Origin of the sequence: Embleya scabrispora DSM 41855, from assembly GCF_000372745.1 — a bacterium.
In the GTDB taxonomy this organism is placed as follows: domain Bacteria; phylum Actinomycetota; class Actinomycetes; order Streptomycetales; family Streptomycetaceae; genus Embleya; species Embleya scabrispora.
Genome location: NZ_KB889689.1, coordinates 1 through 18,451, shown reverse-complemented (window position 1 = coordinate 18,451; position 18,451 = coordinate 1). Strand labels below are relative to the sequence as shown.

Here is an 18,451-nt window from a genome sequence, read left to right as displayed (position 1 = left end):
GCACGGTTCCCCGGATGGAGGCACTCCCCATGACGTCGAAGTCCCCGCGTCGCGATCAGGTCCTCGCAGTGAACCCCTTGGGCCGGCCCAACGCCCGGCTCGTGATCGCCGCGCATCGGGCCGGCGCGCTCGGGGTGCTCGATCTCGGCCGAGAGCACGACCGGGCGCTCGACGCGCTGACCGAGGCGTGTGCGGTCTCCTCCTTCGGGGTTCGGGTGCCGGTGGGTTGTCGGTTGGCCCCGCACGAGTTGCCCGACCGGGTGGATGTGGTGCTCCTGGCACCGGACGCGCCGTGGTCGCCCACGGCCGCCGGCCCCGGGCGGCGGGTCCTGGTCGAGGTCACGTGTGCGGAGGAGGCCCGGGCGGCGGTGACCGCCGGGGCTGCGGGAGTGATCGCGCGCGGCGCCGAAAGCGGCGGTAGATGCGGCGAGTTGACCACGTTCGTACTGCTCCAACAGTTGCTCGCGGACGATCGGGTCTCCGTCCCGGTCTGGGCGGCCGGAGGGATCGGTCCGCACACCGCCGCCGCGGCGGTGGCGGGTGGTGCCGCCGGGGTGCTGCTGGACACCCAGCTGGCCCTGGTGGCGGAGAGCACGCTGCCCGCCGACGTCGCGGCGGCCGTGCGCGCGATGGACGGCAGCGAAACGGTCGTGATCCGCGGCCATCGGGTCTACCGGCGGCCGGACCTGCCGATCGCGCGACTGGCCGAGCAGGCCGCCGACCTCGGCGCCGCATTGGGTGCGGGCGGGCTGCACCGCGAGTTGTTGCCGGTCGGCCAGGACGGCGCGGCGGCCGCCCGGCTGGCGGATCGGTACGGCACGGCCGGTCGGGTGCTGCGCGCGGTGCGCGAGGCGATCGTGGACCACGTGGCCTCGGCCGCCCGGCACGGCGTGGGGCCGCGGCCGGTACAGGGGCCGATGACGCGGGTGAGCGACCGGGCCGCGTTCGCGCACGCGGTGGCCCGGGCGGGCGGGCTGCCCTTCCTGGCGTTGTCCCTGCTGCGCGGACCACAGGCGGGCGCGCTGCTCACCGAGACCGCCGCGCTGCTCGGCGACCTGCCCTGGGGCGCGGGCCTGCTCGGCTTCGCGCCGCCCGAGCTGCGCGAGGAGCAACTCGCCGCGGTGCTCGCCGCCCGCCCACCGTATGCGCTGATCGCGGGCGGTCGGCCGGATCGGGCCGCGCCGTTGGAGGCGGCCGGGATCCGCACCTATCTGCATGTGCCCTCACCCGGACTGTTGACGCAGTTCCTGCGCGAGGGCGCCCGGCGATTCGTCTTCGAGGGCACCGAATGCGGTGGGCACGTCGGGCCGCGCGCCAGTTTTCCGCTGTGGGAGGCGCAGTTGGACGAGTTGCTCTCGTTCGCCGAACGGCACGGCGATGCGGCCGGGTTGGACCTGCTGTTCGCGGGCGGGATCCACGACGCGCGCTCGGCCGCGATGGTGGCCGCCGCGGCGGCGCCGCTGGTCGAGCGCGGGGCCTCGGTCGGCGTGCTGATGGGCACCGCGTACCTGTTCACCCGCGAAGCGGTGGACAGCGGCGCGATCGTGCCCGGGTTCCAGGCCGCGGCGATCGAGTGTGCGTCCACCGCGCTGGTGCAGACCGCGCCCGGGCATGCGACCCGATGTGCGGGCACGCCGTTCGTGGCCGCGTTCGAGGCCACCCGGCGCGACCTGGAGGCGCGCGGCGTGCCGTCCCGGCAGGTCTGGGCCGAGTTGGAGCAGCTCAATCTGGGTCGGTTGCGGATCGCCGGCAAGGGACTGCGGCGCGAGGCGGGCGCGTTGGTCGCGGTGGACGCGGACACCCAGCGCCGGGACGGGATGTTCATGCTGGGCCAGGCCGCGGTGTTGCGGTCCGGGCCGACCGACGTGGCCACGCTGCACCGCGAGGTCACCACCGGCTCGGCCGCGTGGCTGGCCCGACGGGTGCGCGAGTTGGGCGGGCCGGCCCGACCGGCCGCACCTCGACCGCAGGACGTCGCGATCGTGGGCATGGCCTGCGTGCTCCCGGGCGCGCCGGACCTGGCGAGTTACTGGCGCAACATCCTGGCCGGCGTCGACGCGGTGACCGAGGTGCCGCGCGAGCGCTGGGACGTGGAACGCTACTTCGCGGCCGATGCCGAATCGGGCGCGACCGCACGCGGGTCGGTGCGCGGCGCCGCCCCCGGAGCGGTCCCGCCCGGGCGGACCCCGTCCAAGTGGGGCGGGTTCGTGCCGGCGATCGCCTTCGACGCGACCGGATACGGGATCCCACCCGCCTCGCTGGCCGCCATCGAACCGGCCCAACTGCTGGCCCTGCACGTCGCGTCCGGGGCCATGGCGGACGCCGGATACGGACCGGGACGGGCCTTCGCCCGCGAGCGCACCTCGGTGATCTTCGGCGCCGAGGCGGGCACCGACCTGGCCGGCGCGTACGGCTTCCGCGCGCTGTTCCCCGGGTACTACGGCGCGCTGCCCGCCGACCTGGACGACCAGCTTCCCTCCCCCACCGAGGACTCCTTTCCCGGCGTACTGGCCAACGTGATCGCCGGCCGGATCGCCAATCGGCTCGACCTGGGCGGCGTCAACTACACCGTGGACGCCGCGTGCGCGGCCTCGTTGGCCGCGCTGGACCTGGCCTGCAAGGAGCTGAACACCGGCTCCAGTGATCTGGTGTTGTGCGGTGGGGTGGACACCCACAACGGGATCAACGACTTCCTGATGTTCTCCTCGGTACGCGCCCTGTCACCGACCGGGCGCTGTGCGACATTCGACGCGGACGCGGACGGAATCGCCCTGGGCGAGGGCGCGGTGTGCGTGTTGCTCAAGCGGCTCGCGGACGCCGAGCGCGACGGCGATCGGGTGTACGCGGTGGTCAAGGGCGTCGGCGGGTCCAGCGACGGACGCTCGCTCGGGTTGACCGCGCCGCGTCCCGAGGGCCAGCGGCGGGCGCTGGAGCGCGCGTATCGGGCGGCGGGCGTCTCCCCGGCACAGGTCGGCCTGATCGAGGCGCACGGCACCGGCACCGTGGTCGGCGACCGGGCCGAACTGGACACCCTCACCCAGGTGTTCACCGAGCACGGCGCGACCCCCGGCGACTGCACGGTGGGCTCGGTGAAGTCCCAGATCGGGCACACCAAGTGTGCGGCGGGCCTGGCCGGTCTGGCCAAGGCCGCGCTCGCGGTGCACTTCGGGGTCCGCCCGCCGACCCTGCATCTGCGCCGGCCGCCGGATTCGGGCCCGTTCGTATTCGACGACCGGGCGCGCCCATGGCCCGCGCCGATCACCGAACGCATCGCGGGGGTGAGCGCATTCGGCTTCGGCGGGACCAACTTCCATGCGGTGCTGACCGGTTCGGAGCTGTCCGGTGCGGTCGGGCCGGGTGGCGCGGACGCCGCGTGGCCGGCCGAGCTGTTCTGCTTCCGCGGCGCGGATCGCGAGGCGGCGCGGGCGGCGCTGGATCGGCTCGCCGCGCGGCTGGACACGGGCGAGGACCTGCCACTGCGCGGGCTGGCGGCGCTCGCGGACGGCGATTGCGGTGCGGGGGGCCGTGCGAGGGGCGAAGCCGGGGCGGGTGCCGGGGTGGATGGCGGTGGCGGGGCGGGTGCAGGGGCCGGGGCCGGGGCCGGGGCCGATGGCGGTGCCGGCGGCGACGTCCCGGTACAGATCGCCTTTGTCGCGGCCGATCACGCCGACCTGCGGGTCAAGCTGACGCTGGCCCGCGCGGGTGCGATCGATCCCGCCGGCGAGATCTTCCACCGGAAGGAGGCGGATTCCGGGGCGATGGCCGAGTCGAGTGGCGACCCGGGTGCCCAGGCCGTCGGGCAGGTGGCCTTTCTGTATCCCGGACAGGGGAGTCAGCGGCCCGGGATGCTCGCCGACCTGTTCGCCCGCTTTCCCGAACTGTGCGACGGACTGCGCGACATCGACCCGGAGTGCGTACGGGCCATGTTCCCGCCCGCCGCGTTCGGCCCCGAGGCCCGGGCCGAGCAGTCGGCCCGGATCACCGACACCCGCCGCGCGCAGCCCGCACTCGGGGTGGCGGCGGTCGCGCTGACCCGGCTGCTGGACCGGTTCGGGGTGTGGCCGGACCAGGTGGCCGGGCACAGCTACGGCGAGTTGGCCGCGCTGTGGTCGGCGGGCGTGTTGTCCACCCGGGATCTGGGCTGGCTCGGCGAGGTGCGCGCGGCGGCCGTGTTGGCCGCCGCCGGTCCCGAGCCCGGCGCGATGGCGGCCGTCCAGGCCGGCGCGGACCGGGTGGCCGAGGTGCTGGCCGGGATCGACGGCGTCGCGCTCGCCAATCGCAACACACCGACCCAGACCGTCGTGTCCGGCCCCGAGGCGGCCCTGACGACGGCGATCGCCACGCTGGAGGGGGCCGGGCTGTCCGCACGTCGGCTGCCCGTGGCGTGCGCGTTCCACAGCCCCGTGGTCGCGGCGGCGGCCGACACCCTCACGGCCGCCGTCGCGGACCTGGATGTGCGCGCGCCCAGGATCCCGGTGTGGTCCAACGGCACCGCCGCGCGCTATCCGGACACACCCGCCGAAGTACGCGCGCTGATCGCTCGCCAGGTGGCCGAGCCGGTGCGATTCGCCGAGCAGATCGAGGCGATGTACGCGGCGGGCGTGCGGATCTTCGTCGAGGCCGGACCGGGTCGGGCGCTGACCGGCATGGTCCGGGCGATCCTGGGCGACCGACCGCACACTGCGGTGGCCTGCGACGTGCCCGGCGAGGACGGCCTGCGCCGACTGCTCACCGCGCTCGCCGAAATCGCCGTCGCCGGCGTGCCGGTGCGGGTCGCGGGCGGTCTGGCCGGCCGGGTGCGGCCGATGGATGTCGCACCCGGCGCCCGCCCGGCCTGGACCGTGGACGGCCACCTGGTGCGCACCGCCGACGGCCGACCGGTGCCGGGCGGGTTGCGCCCGGCGACCCCGGTGGCCCCGTTGCCCGCCGGAGCGGCAGTCGACCCGGGTGCGCAGGCCGGCTCCGGGCGGGACGCGGTGCTGCTCGAATACCTGGCCGGCGCGCGGGCCGCGGTCGCCGCCCAGCGCGAGGTGCTGCTCGGCTACCTGGGCGTCCCGGGCGGGGTGCCCGAGGCGCCGCCCGCCGCACCCGGACCGATGCCGGCCTCCCTGCCTGTTCCCGTGCCCGTCGCGGCGACCGTCCCGGTCGAGGAGCCGGGCGGACCACTCACCCGCGAGCACGTGCTGGCCGTGGTCCTCGACATCGTGGGCACCCGGACCGGCTACCCCGAGGACATGCTCGATCCGGCGCTGGACCTGGAGGCGGATCTGTCCGTCGACTCGATCAAACGCACCGAGATCATCGGCGAACTGGCCCTGCGGCTGCGGCTGTCCGGCGCGGCCGATCCGGCGGCCGCGGTCGGTGCGACGGGCGCCCCCGACGAGGCGCTGATCGAGCGGCTGGCCAAGGTCAAGACGATCGACGCGATCGTGGCCGGTGTACTGGCGGTCGGGAGCGGGCCCGGGGCAGGAGCGGGATCGGGGTCGGGGTCGGACGAACAGGCCGTGCCGGAGCCGCCGATCGGGCCCGCCGAGCCGGCCCGTGCCGAACCGGCCCTGCCCGTCGCCGACCGGCCCACACGGCATGTGGTCGAGTGTGTGCCGATCGAGGACCCACTGCTCGCGGGCGAGGCGGACCCACCCGTCGGCGAGGCGCTGCGCGGTCGCCGGGTGGTCCTGGTCGAGGACGGTGGTGGGATCGCCTGGGCGCTGGCCGACCTGCTCACGGCGCACGGCGTCGTGGTCGAGGCGCGCGCCCGGGATCGGGCCGAATCGGCGGAAGATCGGCCGGACCCGGCGTGGTCAAAGGTCGACACGTTGGTGCACCTGGCCGCACTCGCCGACGGCCCGGACCCGATCCTCCCGGACGCCTTCGCGCTGTTGCGGGCCGCGCTGGTGGGCGGCGTGCGGCAGGTGTTCCTCGGTACGGCCGGCGGCGGCCATTTCGGCCGGGAACAGGTCGCCGCCGGTCCCGATCCGGTGCCGGGCGCGGGCCTGGCCGGGTTCGCCCGGTCCGCCGCGCTGGAGTACCCGGACCGGGTGCTGCGGGTGCTGGACCTGGATCCCAAGGAGGAACCGGCCCTGATCGCCCGTCGACTCCTGGCCGAGTTGGGCCGCACTCCGGGCCGGGCCGACCCCGATGCCCCGGTGTTGCTCGGCCTGTCCGGCGAGCGTCGGCTGACCCTGCGCACCCGGCCGGCGCCGCTTCCCGACCTGTCGCCCGCCGACCGGAACGCCCTGCTGCGCGAGCGGCTCGGGCCGGACGCGGTGGTGCTGCTGACCGGCGGCGCGCGCGGAATCACCGCTCGGGCGGCCGTCGGCCTGGCCCGGGCCACCGGGTGCCACATCGAGGTACTCGGTCGCACCGGCGACGACGGCACCCCGGAGCCCGCCGCGTTCGCCGACGCGGCGGACACCCCCGCGCTTCGGGCCGCGTTGATCGCGACCGGGGTGCGCGAGCCCGCCCGGATCGAGGCCGAGCTGACCCGGGTGCTGAATCGCCGCCTGGTCCGCGCGACGCTCGCCGAGGTGGCCGAACACGCGGCCTCGGTACGGCTGCACGTCGCCGACGTCACCGACGCCGACGCGGTCCGCCGAATCCTGACCGGGATCGCCGAGCGGCACGGCCGGCTGGACGGGATCGTGCACGGCGCCGGCGTGCTGGCCGATCGGCTGCTCGTGGACAAGACCGCGGAGTCCTGCCGGCGGGTGTTCGCCACGAAGGTGGCCGGGGCGCGGGCCCTGGTGACGGCGTTGCGCACGCTGCGGCCCACATTGGCGCCGCCGGCGTTCCTGGCCATGTTCGGCAGCGTCGCGGGGGTGTACGGCAACCGGGGTCAGACCGACTACGCGGCCGCCAACGACGCGTTGGCCACGCTCGCTCGGCACTGGGCGGCCGGATCCCAGGACACCCTCGCGCCGATCGCGGAGCGTGTGCTGACCATCGACTGGGGACCGTGGGCGGCGACCGGCGGCGGCATGGTGACGCCCGAGTTGGCCCGCGAATACGCCCGGCGCGGCGTGCCGTTGATCGATCCCGAGCACGGCGTGCGGGCGCTGCTCGCCGAACTGGCCTCGGGCCGGGGCCCGCAGGCCGTGTACGTATGCCTTCCGACACACGGATCGGTGTCCGGATGAGCGCCCGGATCGGCGCGCGGGGCCCGCGTCCCGACGACGCGGCGATCGTCGGGATCGGCGCGATCTTCCCGGGTGCGGCCGATCCGGCCGGTTTCTGGCGGCTGATCGAGTCCGGCGGCGACGCGATCACCGAGGTGCCGCCGAATCGCTGGGACCCGGCGCTCTACTACGCGCCGGGCACGGCCGGCGAGCCCGCCCGCAGCGACCGGTTCTATTGCCGGCGCGGCGGCTTCGTGGACGACCTGGCCACGTTCGACCCGGTGCGCTTCGGCATCATGCCCGCGGTGGTCGCCGGTGCCGAACCGGACCAACTGCTCGCGCTGCGGGCCGGCGCCGAGGCGATCGCCGACGCGGGCGGCGAGGCCAGGCTGCCGGACCGTTCCCGGATCGGGGTGGTCTTCGGTCGCGGCGGCTACATGGGCGTGGCCACCGCCCGGCTCGACCAGCGGGTCCGCACCGCCCACCAACTGACCGGCCTGCTCGCCGAGTTGGCTCCGGAACTGGGTCGCGACCGGTTGGCCGCGATCCGTGCGGCGTTCCATGACTCGCTGGGTCCCGAGCAGCCCGAGGCGTCGATCGGCCTGGTGCCCAGCTTCACCGCGTCCCGGATCGCCAACCGGCTCGACCTGGGCGGGCCCGCCTACACCCTGGATGCGGCCTGCGCGACCTCGCTGCTCGCGCTGGACCAGGCCGCGGCCGAGTTGCGCTCCGGACGTTGCGACGCGGTGCTCGCGGGCGCCGTGCACCACTGCCACATCGCGACCTTGTGGAGCGTGTTCACCCAGCTGCGTGCGCTCAGCGCGAGCGAGCGGATCCGGCCGTTCGACCGGGCGGCGGACGGCACGCTGATCTCCGAGGGCACCGGAGTGGTGCTGCTCAAGCGGTTCGCCGACGCCGAACGCGACGGCGACCGGGTGTACGCGGTGGTCCGCGGCGTCGGGGTGTCCAGCGACGGCCGGGCGGCGAGTCTGCTGAGTCCGCTGGTCGACGGGCAGGTCCGAGCGCTGGAGCAGGCGTGGCGGGCGGCCGGGCTGGATCCGACCGAACCGGGCCTGCTCGGCCTGGTCGAGGCCCACGGGACCGGCACCCCGGTGGGTGACGAGGCGGAACTGACCACGCTGGGCAAGGTCTTCGGGCCACGTTCGGGCGACCGCCCGGCCGATGTCGCGCTGGGCACGGTCAAGTCCAACATCGGCCACGCGATGCAGGCATCCGGGATGGCCGGCCTGATCAAAACCGCACTCGCGCTGCATCACCGCACGCTCCCGCCGACCCTGCACGTCCGGGACCCGCATCCGGCCTTCGGCGGCACCCGGATGCACCCGCAGAGCCGCGCCGAGGCGTGGCCGGTCAACCCGACGGGCAGCCGGCTCGCGGCGGTCGACGCGTTCGGTTTCGGCGGGGTCAACGCACACGCCGTGCTCGAACAGCCGCCGGCGGAGCGGCCGGTCGCGCTGCCCACCGGGACCGGCCGGCCGGCCGCGCGGAACACGCCACCCGCGGAGCAGGAGCCGACCACGCCGCACAGGCCGCCCACCAGGTCCGAGCCGATCGCGCCGCACACACAGCCCGCTCGGGCCGACCAGGCGATCGCGCCCGATGTACTGACCCTGGCCGCCGATTCGGCGGCCGAGCTGGGCCGGTTGCTTGCCGAGGTCGCCGCCGGGCGGCCCGCCTCGACCGGGCTCACCGGGCCGTGCCGGCTCGCGGTCGCGAATCCGACCCCGAAGCGGCTCGCGCTGGCCGCGCGCGCGGTCGATCGCGGCGTGCCGTGGCGCGGACGGGCCGAGATCTGGTTCACCCCGCGCCCGATGCTGGGCCCGTACGCGCCCGATCCGGGCCGGGTCGCGTTCCTGTTTCCCGGTCTGGAGCCCGAGGTGTCGCCGCGCCTGGACGACCTGGCCGACGCGTACGGCCGGCCCCGGCCGGAGCTGACCGGCGCCGAGGATCTGGTCGGCCGGGCCGTGGACGCGCTGACCGCGGGCCGCTTCCTGGCGGCCGAGTTGGAGCTGGCGGGCCTGGTCCCGGATCTGCTGGCCGGGCACAGCATGGGCGAGTGGACCGCGATGGTGGTGGCCGGGATGTACCCGCGCGCGGCGGTGGACGGCTTCCTCGCCTCGTTGCGGCCGGACTCGCTGGCCGTTCCGGACCTGGTCTATGCGGCGGTGGGTTGCGGTGCGGCGGTCGCCGAGCGGCTCGTGGGCACCACCGGTCCGGTGGTCGTCTCACACGACAACTGCCCGAATCAGAGCGTGCTGTGCGGGCCGGGCGAGGCGGTCGCCGAGGTGCTGGGGCGGCTGCGCCGGAAAGGCGTCGTGGCCGGCGAACTGCCGTTCCGCTCCGGCTTCCACACCCCGATGTGGGCGCCCTACCTCGGACAGGTCGCCGCCGCGTTCGAGCAACTCCCGCTGCGGGCCCCGCGGATCCCGGTGTGGTCGGCGACCGGTATCGCGCCGTATCCGACGGATGCGGCCGCCGTCCGCGAACTGACCGTACGTCACCTCCTGGAGCCGGTCCGGTTCCGGGAGTTGATCGAGGAGCTGTACGCGGGAGGCGTGCGGGTGTTCGTCCAGCCGGGCGCGGGCAGCCTGGTCGGCTTCGTGCACGACACGCTGCGCGGACGGGATGCGCTGGCCGTCGCGGCGCACTCGACGCTGCGGCCGGGCCTGGCGGGCTTCCGTCGCGCCACGGCGGCGCTGTGGGTGGAGGGCGCGGCAATCGAACCGGCGGAGCCGGCGCCCGCACCCGCTCCGCCCCGCCACCACGACCCCGCGCCCGTACCCGGCACCGCGCTCACCCCGGCGCCCGCGAACGTGCCCACTCCCGTGCCCGACCTCGCACCCGCCCCGATGCCCACGCCCACCCGCACACCCGTCCTCGCACCCACCCTCGACCCCGTACCCGACCTCACGCCCACCCCCGCCCCATCCCCCACGCCCGCCGGTCCGATCGTCCGGCTCGATCTCGGTTCGCCCTTGGTCACCTTGGGGCCGGCCGCCGGTCCACTGCGGCTCACGGACGCTTCGCGCTCGACCGCCGCCGATCCACTGCCGCTCTCCGGCGCTCCGCGCCCGACCGCCGTCGGCCATCCGGTGCTCGCCGCCTTCCACGCGGCGCTGGCCGAAGCCGATCGCTCGGTGACCGAGGTCGCGTTCGAGGCCGCCGAGCCGAGCCGCACCCCCTCGGCGGCCTCCTCGCCGCCGGCCCGTGCCGACCAGCGCCGCGCGTACCGGTTCTCCCTGACGGAGCACCCCTACGTACGCGACCACTGCGTCTACGAGCAGCCCGAGTGGTGGCCGGACCCGGCGGACCGGTTCCCGGTGTTGCCGATGACCACGCTGATCCGGTTGGCCGGCGAGCAGGCTCGCGCGGTGGCCGGGCCGGGGCGGGTGGTCGCCGGGTACCGGGACGTACGCTCCCTGCGCTGGTTGCCGGTGGCCCCGCCGACCGACATCGAGCTGGTCCGCACGCCGGTGGCTCCGGACCGGATCCGGATCGAATTCGGCCGGCACATGTCCACCGAGGTACTGCTCGCGAACGAGCACGCCGCCCGGCCGGCGCCGGCACCCGACCGCACGCCGCTGACCGGCGAGGGTCCCGCGCCGGTGTGCGCGCGGGACCTGTACCGCGATCGCTGGATGTTCCACGGCCCCGGGTTCGCCGGCATCGACCAGGTGCTGACCGTCGCCGACGACGGCATCCGCGGCATCGTGCGCGCACTGCCCGCGCCCGGTGCGCTGCTGGACGCGGCCGGGCAACTCCTGGGCCACTGGATGCAGCTGCGCCTGGTCACGGATCGCCTGGTGTTCCCGATGTCGGTGGCGGCGATCGACGAGTACGGGCCGCCGCCCGAGCCGGGCGCGCGGCTGCTGGTCACCGCGCGGATTCGGGAGGTCCTGCCGACCACCGTGCGCGGCGACGTCGAGCTGGTGGACCTGGACACCGGCGCGGTGCGGATCCGGGTGCGGGACTGGGTCTACCGCCGTTTCGCCGCCGACGAGCGGGTGTGGCCGATGAAGTTCACCCCGCACACCACCGGGATCGCCGAACCGCAGCCCGAGGGTTGGTGTCTGCTGCGCACCCGCTGGCCCGACCCCGCGGCGCAGGACCTGGTCACGCGTCGCTATCTGGACACCGCCGAGCGGGCCGAGTTCGACGCCGCGGCACCCCGGGAGCGCCGGGGTCGGCTGCTCGCACGGGTTGCGGCCAAGGACGCCGTCCGGCAGTACCTGTGGGCGCGCGGGCACGGTCCGCTGTATCCCGCGCAGGTCCGGATCGGCTCCGACGACACCGGCCGCCCGCTCGCGCGCGTGGTCGTCGAGCCCGGCACCCGCACGCCGGCGCCGCCGCACGTGTCCGTGGCGTACAGCCATCGATTGGGTGTCGCCACCGCGAGCGCGGCACCGATCGGCATCGACATCGCGCTCGTCGACCCCGCCGCCGATGTCCCGGCGCTCGAACACGACTCACTGACCGCCGCGGAACGCCGGTTGCTGGACCCGCTCGTGGGCGCCGAACCGCAGTCGCGGCACCGGTGGGTGTTGCGCTTTCGGTGTGCCAAGGAGGCGGCCGGCCGGGCGGCCGGCGCCGACCCGATGGGCCGGCCGGCGCATCCGGTGGTCACCTCGGCCCGGCCCACCGGCCCGCACGACGCCGAGTTGTCCGTGGGCGCGGGTGTGCCCGACGGCCCCGGACACCTCGTCCGCACCCGGGACGTGGCGGATTCGGACGGCTCGCGGATCGACCACTACGTGGTCGCGTGGACGAGCACGCGGCCCGACGAGCACCGGAACGGTTTCCCCACCACCTCACATGGGAGCACCCGATGAGCGCGGACCCGCACGCCGACCGGATCCTGGCCGAGGTCGCCGGGATGCTGGCCGAGATCGTCGGCGAGGAACTGCTGATCGCCGCCGAGATCACCGCCGACAGCGGCTTCGACGACGATCTGGCGCTGGAGAGCATCGAGTTCGTCGCCCTGGCCGGACGGCTCCAGGAGCGCTACGGCGACCGGGTCGACTTCATCGCCTTCCTCGCCGACCTGGAGATCGAGGAGATCATGGCGATGACCGTCGGCCGGCTGGTGAACCACATCGCGGCCTGCACTCGCTCCGAGGCCGTCGGCGGTACCCGATGAGCGAGGTGTACGCGAACGGCCTGCGCTTTCACGTCCAGCGGTTGCCGGCACCCGCCGACCGACCCGCACTTCGCACGCCGGTGGTCTTCCTGCACGGCCTGGTCCTGGACAACCTCTCCAGCTTCTACTACACGCTGGCCGCGCCGATCGCCCGCGCGGGCTCCGAGGTCGTGCTCTACGACCAGCGCGGACACGGCCGCACCGAGCGGCCCCGGACCGGATACGACCCGGACACCGCGGTCGCCGACCTGGCCGCGCTGCTGAAGGCGTGCGACGTGGCGACTCCGGTACACCTGGTCGGCAACAGCTTCGGCGGCCTGATCGCGCTGCACGCCGCCCGGACCCGGCCCGACCTGGTCGCAAGCCTGGTGCTGATCGAGGGCCAGTGCCTGGACCTGCCGGCCGACTCCGAACCGTACGCGGGCGGCTGGGTCGAGGAGATGGCGAACACGCTCAACCTGGCCGCGCTGGGCCTGGAGTCCCATCCCGGACCGGACCGACTCCCCACCGGGCCCGCGCGCAAGGCGGCCCGCCTGCGGGCCGGCGCCGACGCGCTCCTGAACGGCACCACCCTGATCGAGGACGTCACCCTGCTGCGCGCACCGGACCCGGACGAACTGGCCGACCTGGCCTGCCCGGTCCTGGCGCTCTACGGCGAGCTGTCCGAACTCGCGGCACCCGCCCGGCGATTGGCCGCGCTTTTGGCCGACTGCACGCTCACCGTGCTGCCCGGCGTCGCGCACACCGTGCTGCGCGAGGCCACCGCTCCCGTGCTGGACGCAGTGCTCGACTGGCTGCCGCGGCACGAGTCGGCCGACACCCGGGCCGGGGTCGGCCGATGAGATTCATGTTCGTGGTCCCGCCGTTCACCGGGCACGTCAACCCCACCGTCGCGGTCGCCGCCGCGCTCGTCGAGCGCGGGCACGAAGTGGTGTGGTGCGGGCCGCCCGAGATCCTGGAGCTGCTCCCGCTCGGCGCCCGGCTGTTCGCCACCGGCGATGCGCCGGATCCCGCCGGTGGCTATGCCGCGCTGCACGCGAACTGGCAACGGCTGCGCGGGGTGTCCGCGCTGCGCTTCCTGGTCGAGCAGACGCTGGTCCCACTCGCGCACGCGATGTTGCCCGGCGTCACGGCGGCCGTGGCCGGCTACCGCCCGGACGTGCTCGTGGCCGACCAGCAGACCTTCGCCGGCGCGTTCGCCGCGGTTCGGGCCGGCGTGCCGTGGGCGACCTCGGCGACCACCTCGGCCGAGTTCACCCGGCCGCTGCTGGGGTTCCCGAAGGTCGCCGACTGGGTGCGGGCCCGGATCGCCGAGGCCGCGGTCGCCGCCGGTGTGCCCGCCGACTGCGATCCGCGCTTCTCCGCACGGCTCGTGCTGGTCTTCTCCACCCCCGAACTGGTCGGCCTGACCGAGCCGGTCCCGGCCCACCACTGCTACGTGGGCCCCGCGTTCGGTCCCAGACCGGCGGCGGTGGACTTTCCGTGGGATCGGCTCGACCCGCGCCGACGCCGGGTCCTGGTCACCCTCGGCACGCTCAACCGCGAGGCCGGCGACCGGTTCTATCCGGCCGTGGTGGCCGCCACCCGACCGCTCGCCGATCGGCTCCAGCTGATTCTGGCCGCGCCCGAGCGGCTGGCCGGCGAACCCGCCGAGCACGTGCTGGTCCGCGAGTACATCCCGCAACTCGCGCTGCTCCCGCACCTGGACGCGGTGGTCACGCACGGCGGCCACAACACCGTGTGCGAGGCGCTCGCGTTCGGCCTGCCGCTGGTGCTCGCGCCGATCCGCGACGACCAGCCGATCGTGGCCCGCCAGGTGGTGGCCGCGGGCGCCGGGGTCCGGGTGCGCTTCGGCCGCGCGCACGTACCCGAACTGCGCGCGGCCGTCACCGACGCGCTGGATCGTCCCGAACTGCGCGCGGGCGCCCACCGGGTGCGCGCCTCGTTCGCCGCGGCCGGCGGCGCCGGCGCGGCCGCCGACCGTTTGGAGAAGCTGTGCTGAACCCCGTCGCCGGCCCGTTCCCGTGGCTCGCCCTGCTGATCGGCCTCGGCCTGCTGGGCGGCACCCGTACGCTGCGCCGCCGGCTGCGCGCACTGCCCTCGCCGGCCGATCCGCCCACCGACGACCGGCCGCTCGACGCCTGGACCTGCGTGAGCGCGATCGGGGTCCGCCCGGACGAGTCCACCATCCGTGCCGCCGTCGCCCACGCCGAACAGCACCGACTGCTGCTGCTCGACCTGGTCCCCGGCGATCTGCCCACCGACGAACTACTCACTCTGCTCGCCCGATTGGACCCGGACCGGATTCGCCGCGACCCACTCGCGCGCGGCCGGGGCGCGGGCCACGCCCTGCTCGTGCACGAGGACGTGTTGCGCCGCGCCGCCGTACCGGCCGCCGAGCTGATCGACCTCGACTCGCCCGATCTGATCCGACTCATCGCCCGGCTGCGGCCGTTCGCCGCGCGGGCCACCGGCCACGCGGTCGCGCCGGGCCTGCCCGCGACGCGTCCCGATCCCACGCTGCGCAAGCGCCGGCTGCGGGCGACCGGCGTTCCGGTGTGGCCCACGCTGATCGGCAACCTGGGTGAGGCCGCCGCCTACGCCGGGGCGGGTGTGACCACGCCGTTCTGGGGCGCGCTGGTCTTCCTGGCCATGTGGGTGCAGCCGTTCGCGGTGGTCGTCGGCCGCTCGCCGGTGCACCCGCGGGACCTGGGTCGGGCCACCGGGCTGCGGCCGGTGCTGGCCGGATGGCGCTGGGTGCGCGCGGTGTCCGGGCCCCGCCCGGGCCGGGCCGGACCGGTCATGGATCCGGCGGCACTGCGCCCGGAGTACGCGCGCAGCGTCGCGAACGGCCTGGGCGCGTTCTTCGAGGACCGCCGGGAGACCTGCCCGTGGTGCGGCTCGACCCGGCTCGCGGTACGCAGCCGCATCGGCGACCACCTCCAGGGCAAACCGGGCCGGTTCACCCTGGAGCGCTGCCGGGACTGTGCGCACGTGTTCCAGAACCCCCGCCTGTCCCTCGCCGGGCTGGAGTACTACTACCGCGACTTCTACGACGGCCTCGGCGGTCCGGGCGCCGAGGCGCTGTTCGGCACCATGTCGCGCACCTACCGGGGCCGCGCCGAACTGCTGCGCCGACACCTGCCCGCCGACGCCACCCCGCGCGCCTGGCTGGATGTGGGCACCGGCCACGCACACATGTGCGTGGTGGCCCGAACCGTGCTGCCGGACACCGTCTTCGACGGCCTCGACCTGGGCGACGGCGTCGAGGAGGCCGAGCGGCGCGGCTGGATCCGGACCGCGTATCGCGGCCAGTTCCCGGATCTGGCCGACGACCTGGCGGGCGGCTACGACGTGGTCGGGATGAACCACTACCTGGAGCACACCCGTGACCCCTTCGCCGAACTGGACGCCGCAGCGAAGGTTCTGGTGCCCGGCGGCCGGCTGCTGATCGAACTGCCCGACCCGCAGTGTTGGTACGGCCGGCTGCTGCGCGGCCTGTGGCTCCCACTGTTCCAGCCCCAGCACCAGCACCTGATGCCCTGGCGCAACCTGGAAGCCGCGCTCAACGCCCGCGGGTTCACCGTCGTCGCGCGCGAGCACGGTCGGGCGCACCAGGGCAACGACTTCACCGGCGCGGTGTCCCAGGCCCTCACCGCGCTCGCGCCGAACCCGGCCATGCCGTGGGTCGCCGGCGGCCCGACCCCGCTGCGCCGGGCCCGCCGCGTCGCACTGGTCACCCTGTCCGTGCCGTGCCTCGTGGTGACCGTACTGCTCGACGCGGTCGGCACGCTGCTCGCGCGCGTCGCCGGCGAGCGCGGCGCCAGCAACGCCTACCGTCTCCTCGCCCGAAAGGACCCGGGATGACCCGCCCGCGGAGCGCACCGGCGCCTACCTCGCCCGCGGCGGCGTTGCCCACCGCGCGCGGCGCGGCGCCCGTGCTGCGCCTGGTGCCGTTCGCGTTCGCCCAGGCTTTCGGCCGACCACCGGCCGGGGTCTGGTCCGCGCCCTACGTGCTGCGCCTGTCCGGCTCGCGGGCCGGACCGGGCACCGCCGTGGCGCTGTCCTGGCGGGTGGTGGTCGCCGCCGCGCCGCGCGCCGACGGCGTGCTCCGGGTGGGGTCGATCGATCGGCCCGAGGAGGGCGTGGAGTTCGGTCCGGCGGGCGACATCGGTCCGGTCCCGGACTGGGCCCGCCCGGTGCTTGCGGGCACCACCGGCGCGGGCGGGCTGGATCTGCTGGTGCACACCGACCTGCCGGACAGCACCGGTCTGTCCGCGTCGGTCCCGCTGTCCCGCACCGCCGCGCTGATCGAGGCGGCCTTCCACGACCCGGCGGCGGGCGGCGGGCGGCGGGCCCGGGCCCGGCTCACCGACCCGCCGCTGGGCACGGTCGCGCTGTCCGCCCGGCCCGGCCACCTCATGCTGATCGAGGACGCCGGCGGCGAGCCGACCCCCGTACCGTTCGACCCGGATCGGCTCGGCCTGCGGTTCGTGTTGGCGGTGCCCCGACGGGTCGCCGGCGACGTCGCATCCGCCGAGCCGGCCGACCGCACGGCCGCCGACCGATCCGACCGGCCGACGCCGCCGGCGCGCGCCGCACTGGCCGCGGGCGCGATCGAGGCCCGGCCGCTGGGTGCGGGCGGGTCCACGATCGCGGTGGTGCCGGGTGCCGCGCTGGCAAGCGTGCGCCGAGCGCTGGTGACCACCTACACCCGTGCCGGCGAACCGGCCCCGCGCGTACTCAGTGCCTCGGTCGGATCCCCCTGCACCCGGGTGGCGTAGGACGGACCCGGCGATTCCTCATCGGGGGTCGAACCCGCGGGTGCTCACACGTACTCCATCTCCTGCACGCCCTGACGTCGGGTGTAGTCGAGCAGCGCGCGCACCTCGCGGCTGATCGGACCGCGCCCACGTACCAGACCGACCGTCCTGATCAACCGTGGGCTCATCGACCGCACGGCCACACTCGACGCGAACGGCTGGGCCAGATCGGCATACCACAACACCGAACCGTGCCCGGCCACCACGCACGGGATCCAGGCCCCGCGGTCGTCGGTCTCCATCGCGACCGTGGGCCGCACCCCGGCCGTGGCGAACAACATCTCGAAGTCGGCCCGCCGCGCGCTGCTGCGGGGCGGAAGGATCATCGGCAGCCCCTCCAACTCCGTCCAGGAGACCGGATCCGACAGGCGGGTGTGTTTCGGCGAGACCAGCACCACCTCGTACGAGCGCAGCGGCAGCACCTCGAAGCCGCCGGGTGCGGGCAGGTCCACCAGCGCGATGTCCGTCTCGCCGGAGCGCAGCGACGCGAACAGCGCCTCGCGGCTGTCCTGTCGGTCCACCACGATGTGCAGCTCCGGGTGCAGCTTGGCCAGACCGGGCAGCAGGCCGCTGGTGCACTCGATCGCGAGGGTGGCGGTCGCGGCGAGATGCACGGTGTCGCTGTGCGTGGGGTCCTCCACCCGCACGAGGTCCTTGATCGCCTGCACGCCGCGCAGCACCTTGCGCGCGAGGTTGATCACCTGCACGCCGGCCGCCGTCGGCACGAGGCCGCGGCCGACCCGGGTGAACAGGACCACGTTCAACTCGCGTTCGAGGCTCTGCAACGATCGGGACAGGGCCGGCTGGACCACGAAGAGTTCCTGTGCGGCACCGGTCATGCTGCCGTGTTCGGCGACGGCGATGAGGTAGCGCAGCTGTTGGAGGGTCACGGGGTATCGATGCCTCCAGCCGGGGCCGGGACCGCGACGACCCGATCATGCGATCGGGTCCGGGCTTGCGCTCGACGTACCGCACGGTGGCTGTCGACCATGGTGTTCCTCCAAGGTGTGCCGTGGTGCCGGGGGCGAGTGAAAACGTGACGCGGATCGGCCGCACGGGCCGGCGCGGCGCCCGAGGCGATCGCCTCGGGCGCCGCGCCGACTTGCCCGGCGGTGGTGCGTTTCGACCGATTGGCTTCGACCGGTTTGCTTCGGGCCGGTTGGTTGCGACCGGTGGGGGCGACCGGTTCGCTCGGGTCGTGCGCTCGGATCGGTTCCTTTCGACTGTGGGTCAGAACCAGCTCACGGTCCAGCGGAACGCGGCGGTGGCTTTCGCCCCCGTCGAGTCGCTCGCACTCACCTCGACGGCGAAAACACCCACCCCCCACGCCCGACCCGAGACCACACACGTGAGCG

8 protein-coding genes are annotated in these 18,451 nt (G+C 75.1%); 7 read left to right on the top strand and 1 reads right to left on the bottom strand.

Features of this window, described 5'->3' with window-relative positions:
* Positions 1-29: 29 nt before the first annotated feature.
* From A3IC_RS0134515 to A3IC_RS0134485, 7 genes are read left to right on the top strand one after another with little or no spacing between them, the layout of a single operon-like run.
* Positions 30-7,136, top strand: a complete 7,107-nt coding sequence (locus A3IC_RS0134515) for a type I polyketide synthase (RefSeq protein ID WP_040877640.1) — start codon at positions 30-32, stop codon at positions 7,134-7,136.
* Complete coding sequence (locus tag A3IC_RS58190; protein ID WP_020554645.1) at positions 7,133-11,965, top strand: type I polyketide synthase; 4,833 nt, start codon at positions 7,133-7,135, stop codon at positions 11,963-11,965. Before A3IC_RS0134515 ends, A3IC_RS58190 begins: the two co-directional genes overlap by 4 nt.
* Entirely contained in the window at positions 11,962-12,273 is a 312-nt protein-coding gene (locus A3IC_RS0134505; RefSeq protein ID WP_020554644.1) for an acyl carrier protein, read from the top strand. Before A3IC_RS58190 ends, A3IC_RS0134505 begins: the two co-directional genes overlap by 4 nt.
* The gene (locus tag A3IC_RS0134500) at positions 12,270-13,115 is read left to right on the top strand and encodes an alpha/beta fold hydrolase (protein WP_020554643.1); all 846 of its coding nucleotides are present in this window, start codon (positions 12,270-12,272) and stop codon (positions 13,113-13,115) included. Before A3IC_RS0134505 ends, A3IC_RS0134500 begins: the two co-directional genes overlap by 4 nt.
* A complete protein-coding gene (locus A3IC_RS0134495; protein WP_040877639.1) occupies positions 13,112-14,275 on the top strand; it encodes a glycosyltransferase in 1,164 nt (387 codons plus the stop codon). Before A3IC_RS0134500 ends, A3IC_RS0134495 begins: the two co-directional genes overlap by 4 nt.
* Positions 14,269-16,140 carry a class I SAM-dependent methyltransferase gene (locus A3IC_RS71570; RefSeq protein WP_020554641.1) on the top strand — a complete coding sequence of 624 codons (1,872 nt, stop codon included), beginning with the start codon at positions 14,269-14,271 and terminating at the stop codon, positions 16,138-16,140. Before A3IC_RS0134495 ends, A3IC_RS71570 begins: the two co-directional genes overlap by 7 nt.
* Positions 16,137-17,057 carry a hypothetical protein gene (locus A3IC_RS0134485; protein WP_026219077.1) on the top strand — a complete coding sequence of 307 codons (921 nt, stop codon included), beginning with the start codon at positions 16,137-16,139 and terminating at the stop codon, positions 17,055-17,057. The genes A3IC_RS71570 and A3IC_RS0134485 overlap by 4 nt, the downstream gene beginning before the upstream one ends.
* A gap of 44 nt (positions 17,058-17,101) precedes the next feature.
* Here the strand turns inward: A3IC_RS0134485 and A3IC_RS58185 are convergent, their stop codons facing one another.
* Entirely contained in the window at positions 17,102-17,986 is an 885-nt protein-coding gene (locus A3IC_RS58185) for a LysR family transcriptional regulator (protein WP_020554639.1), read from the bottom strand.
* Positions 17,987-18,451: the final 465 nt, after the last annotated feature.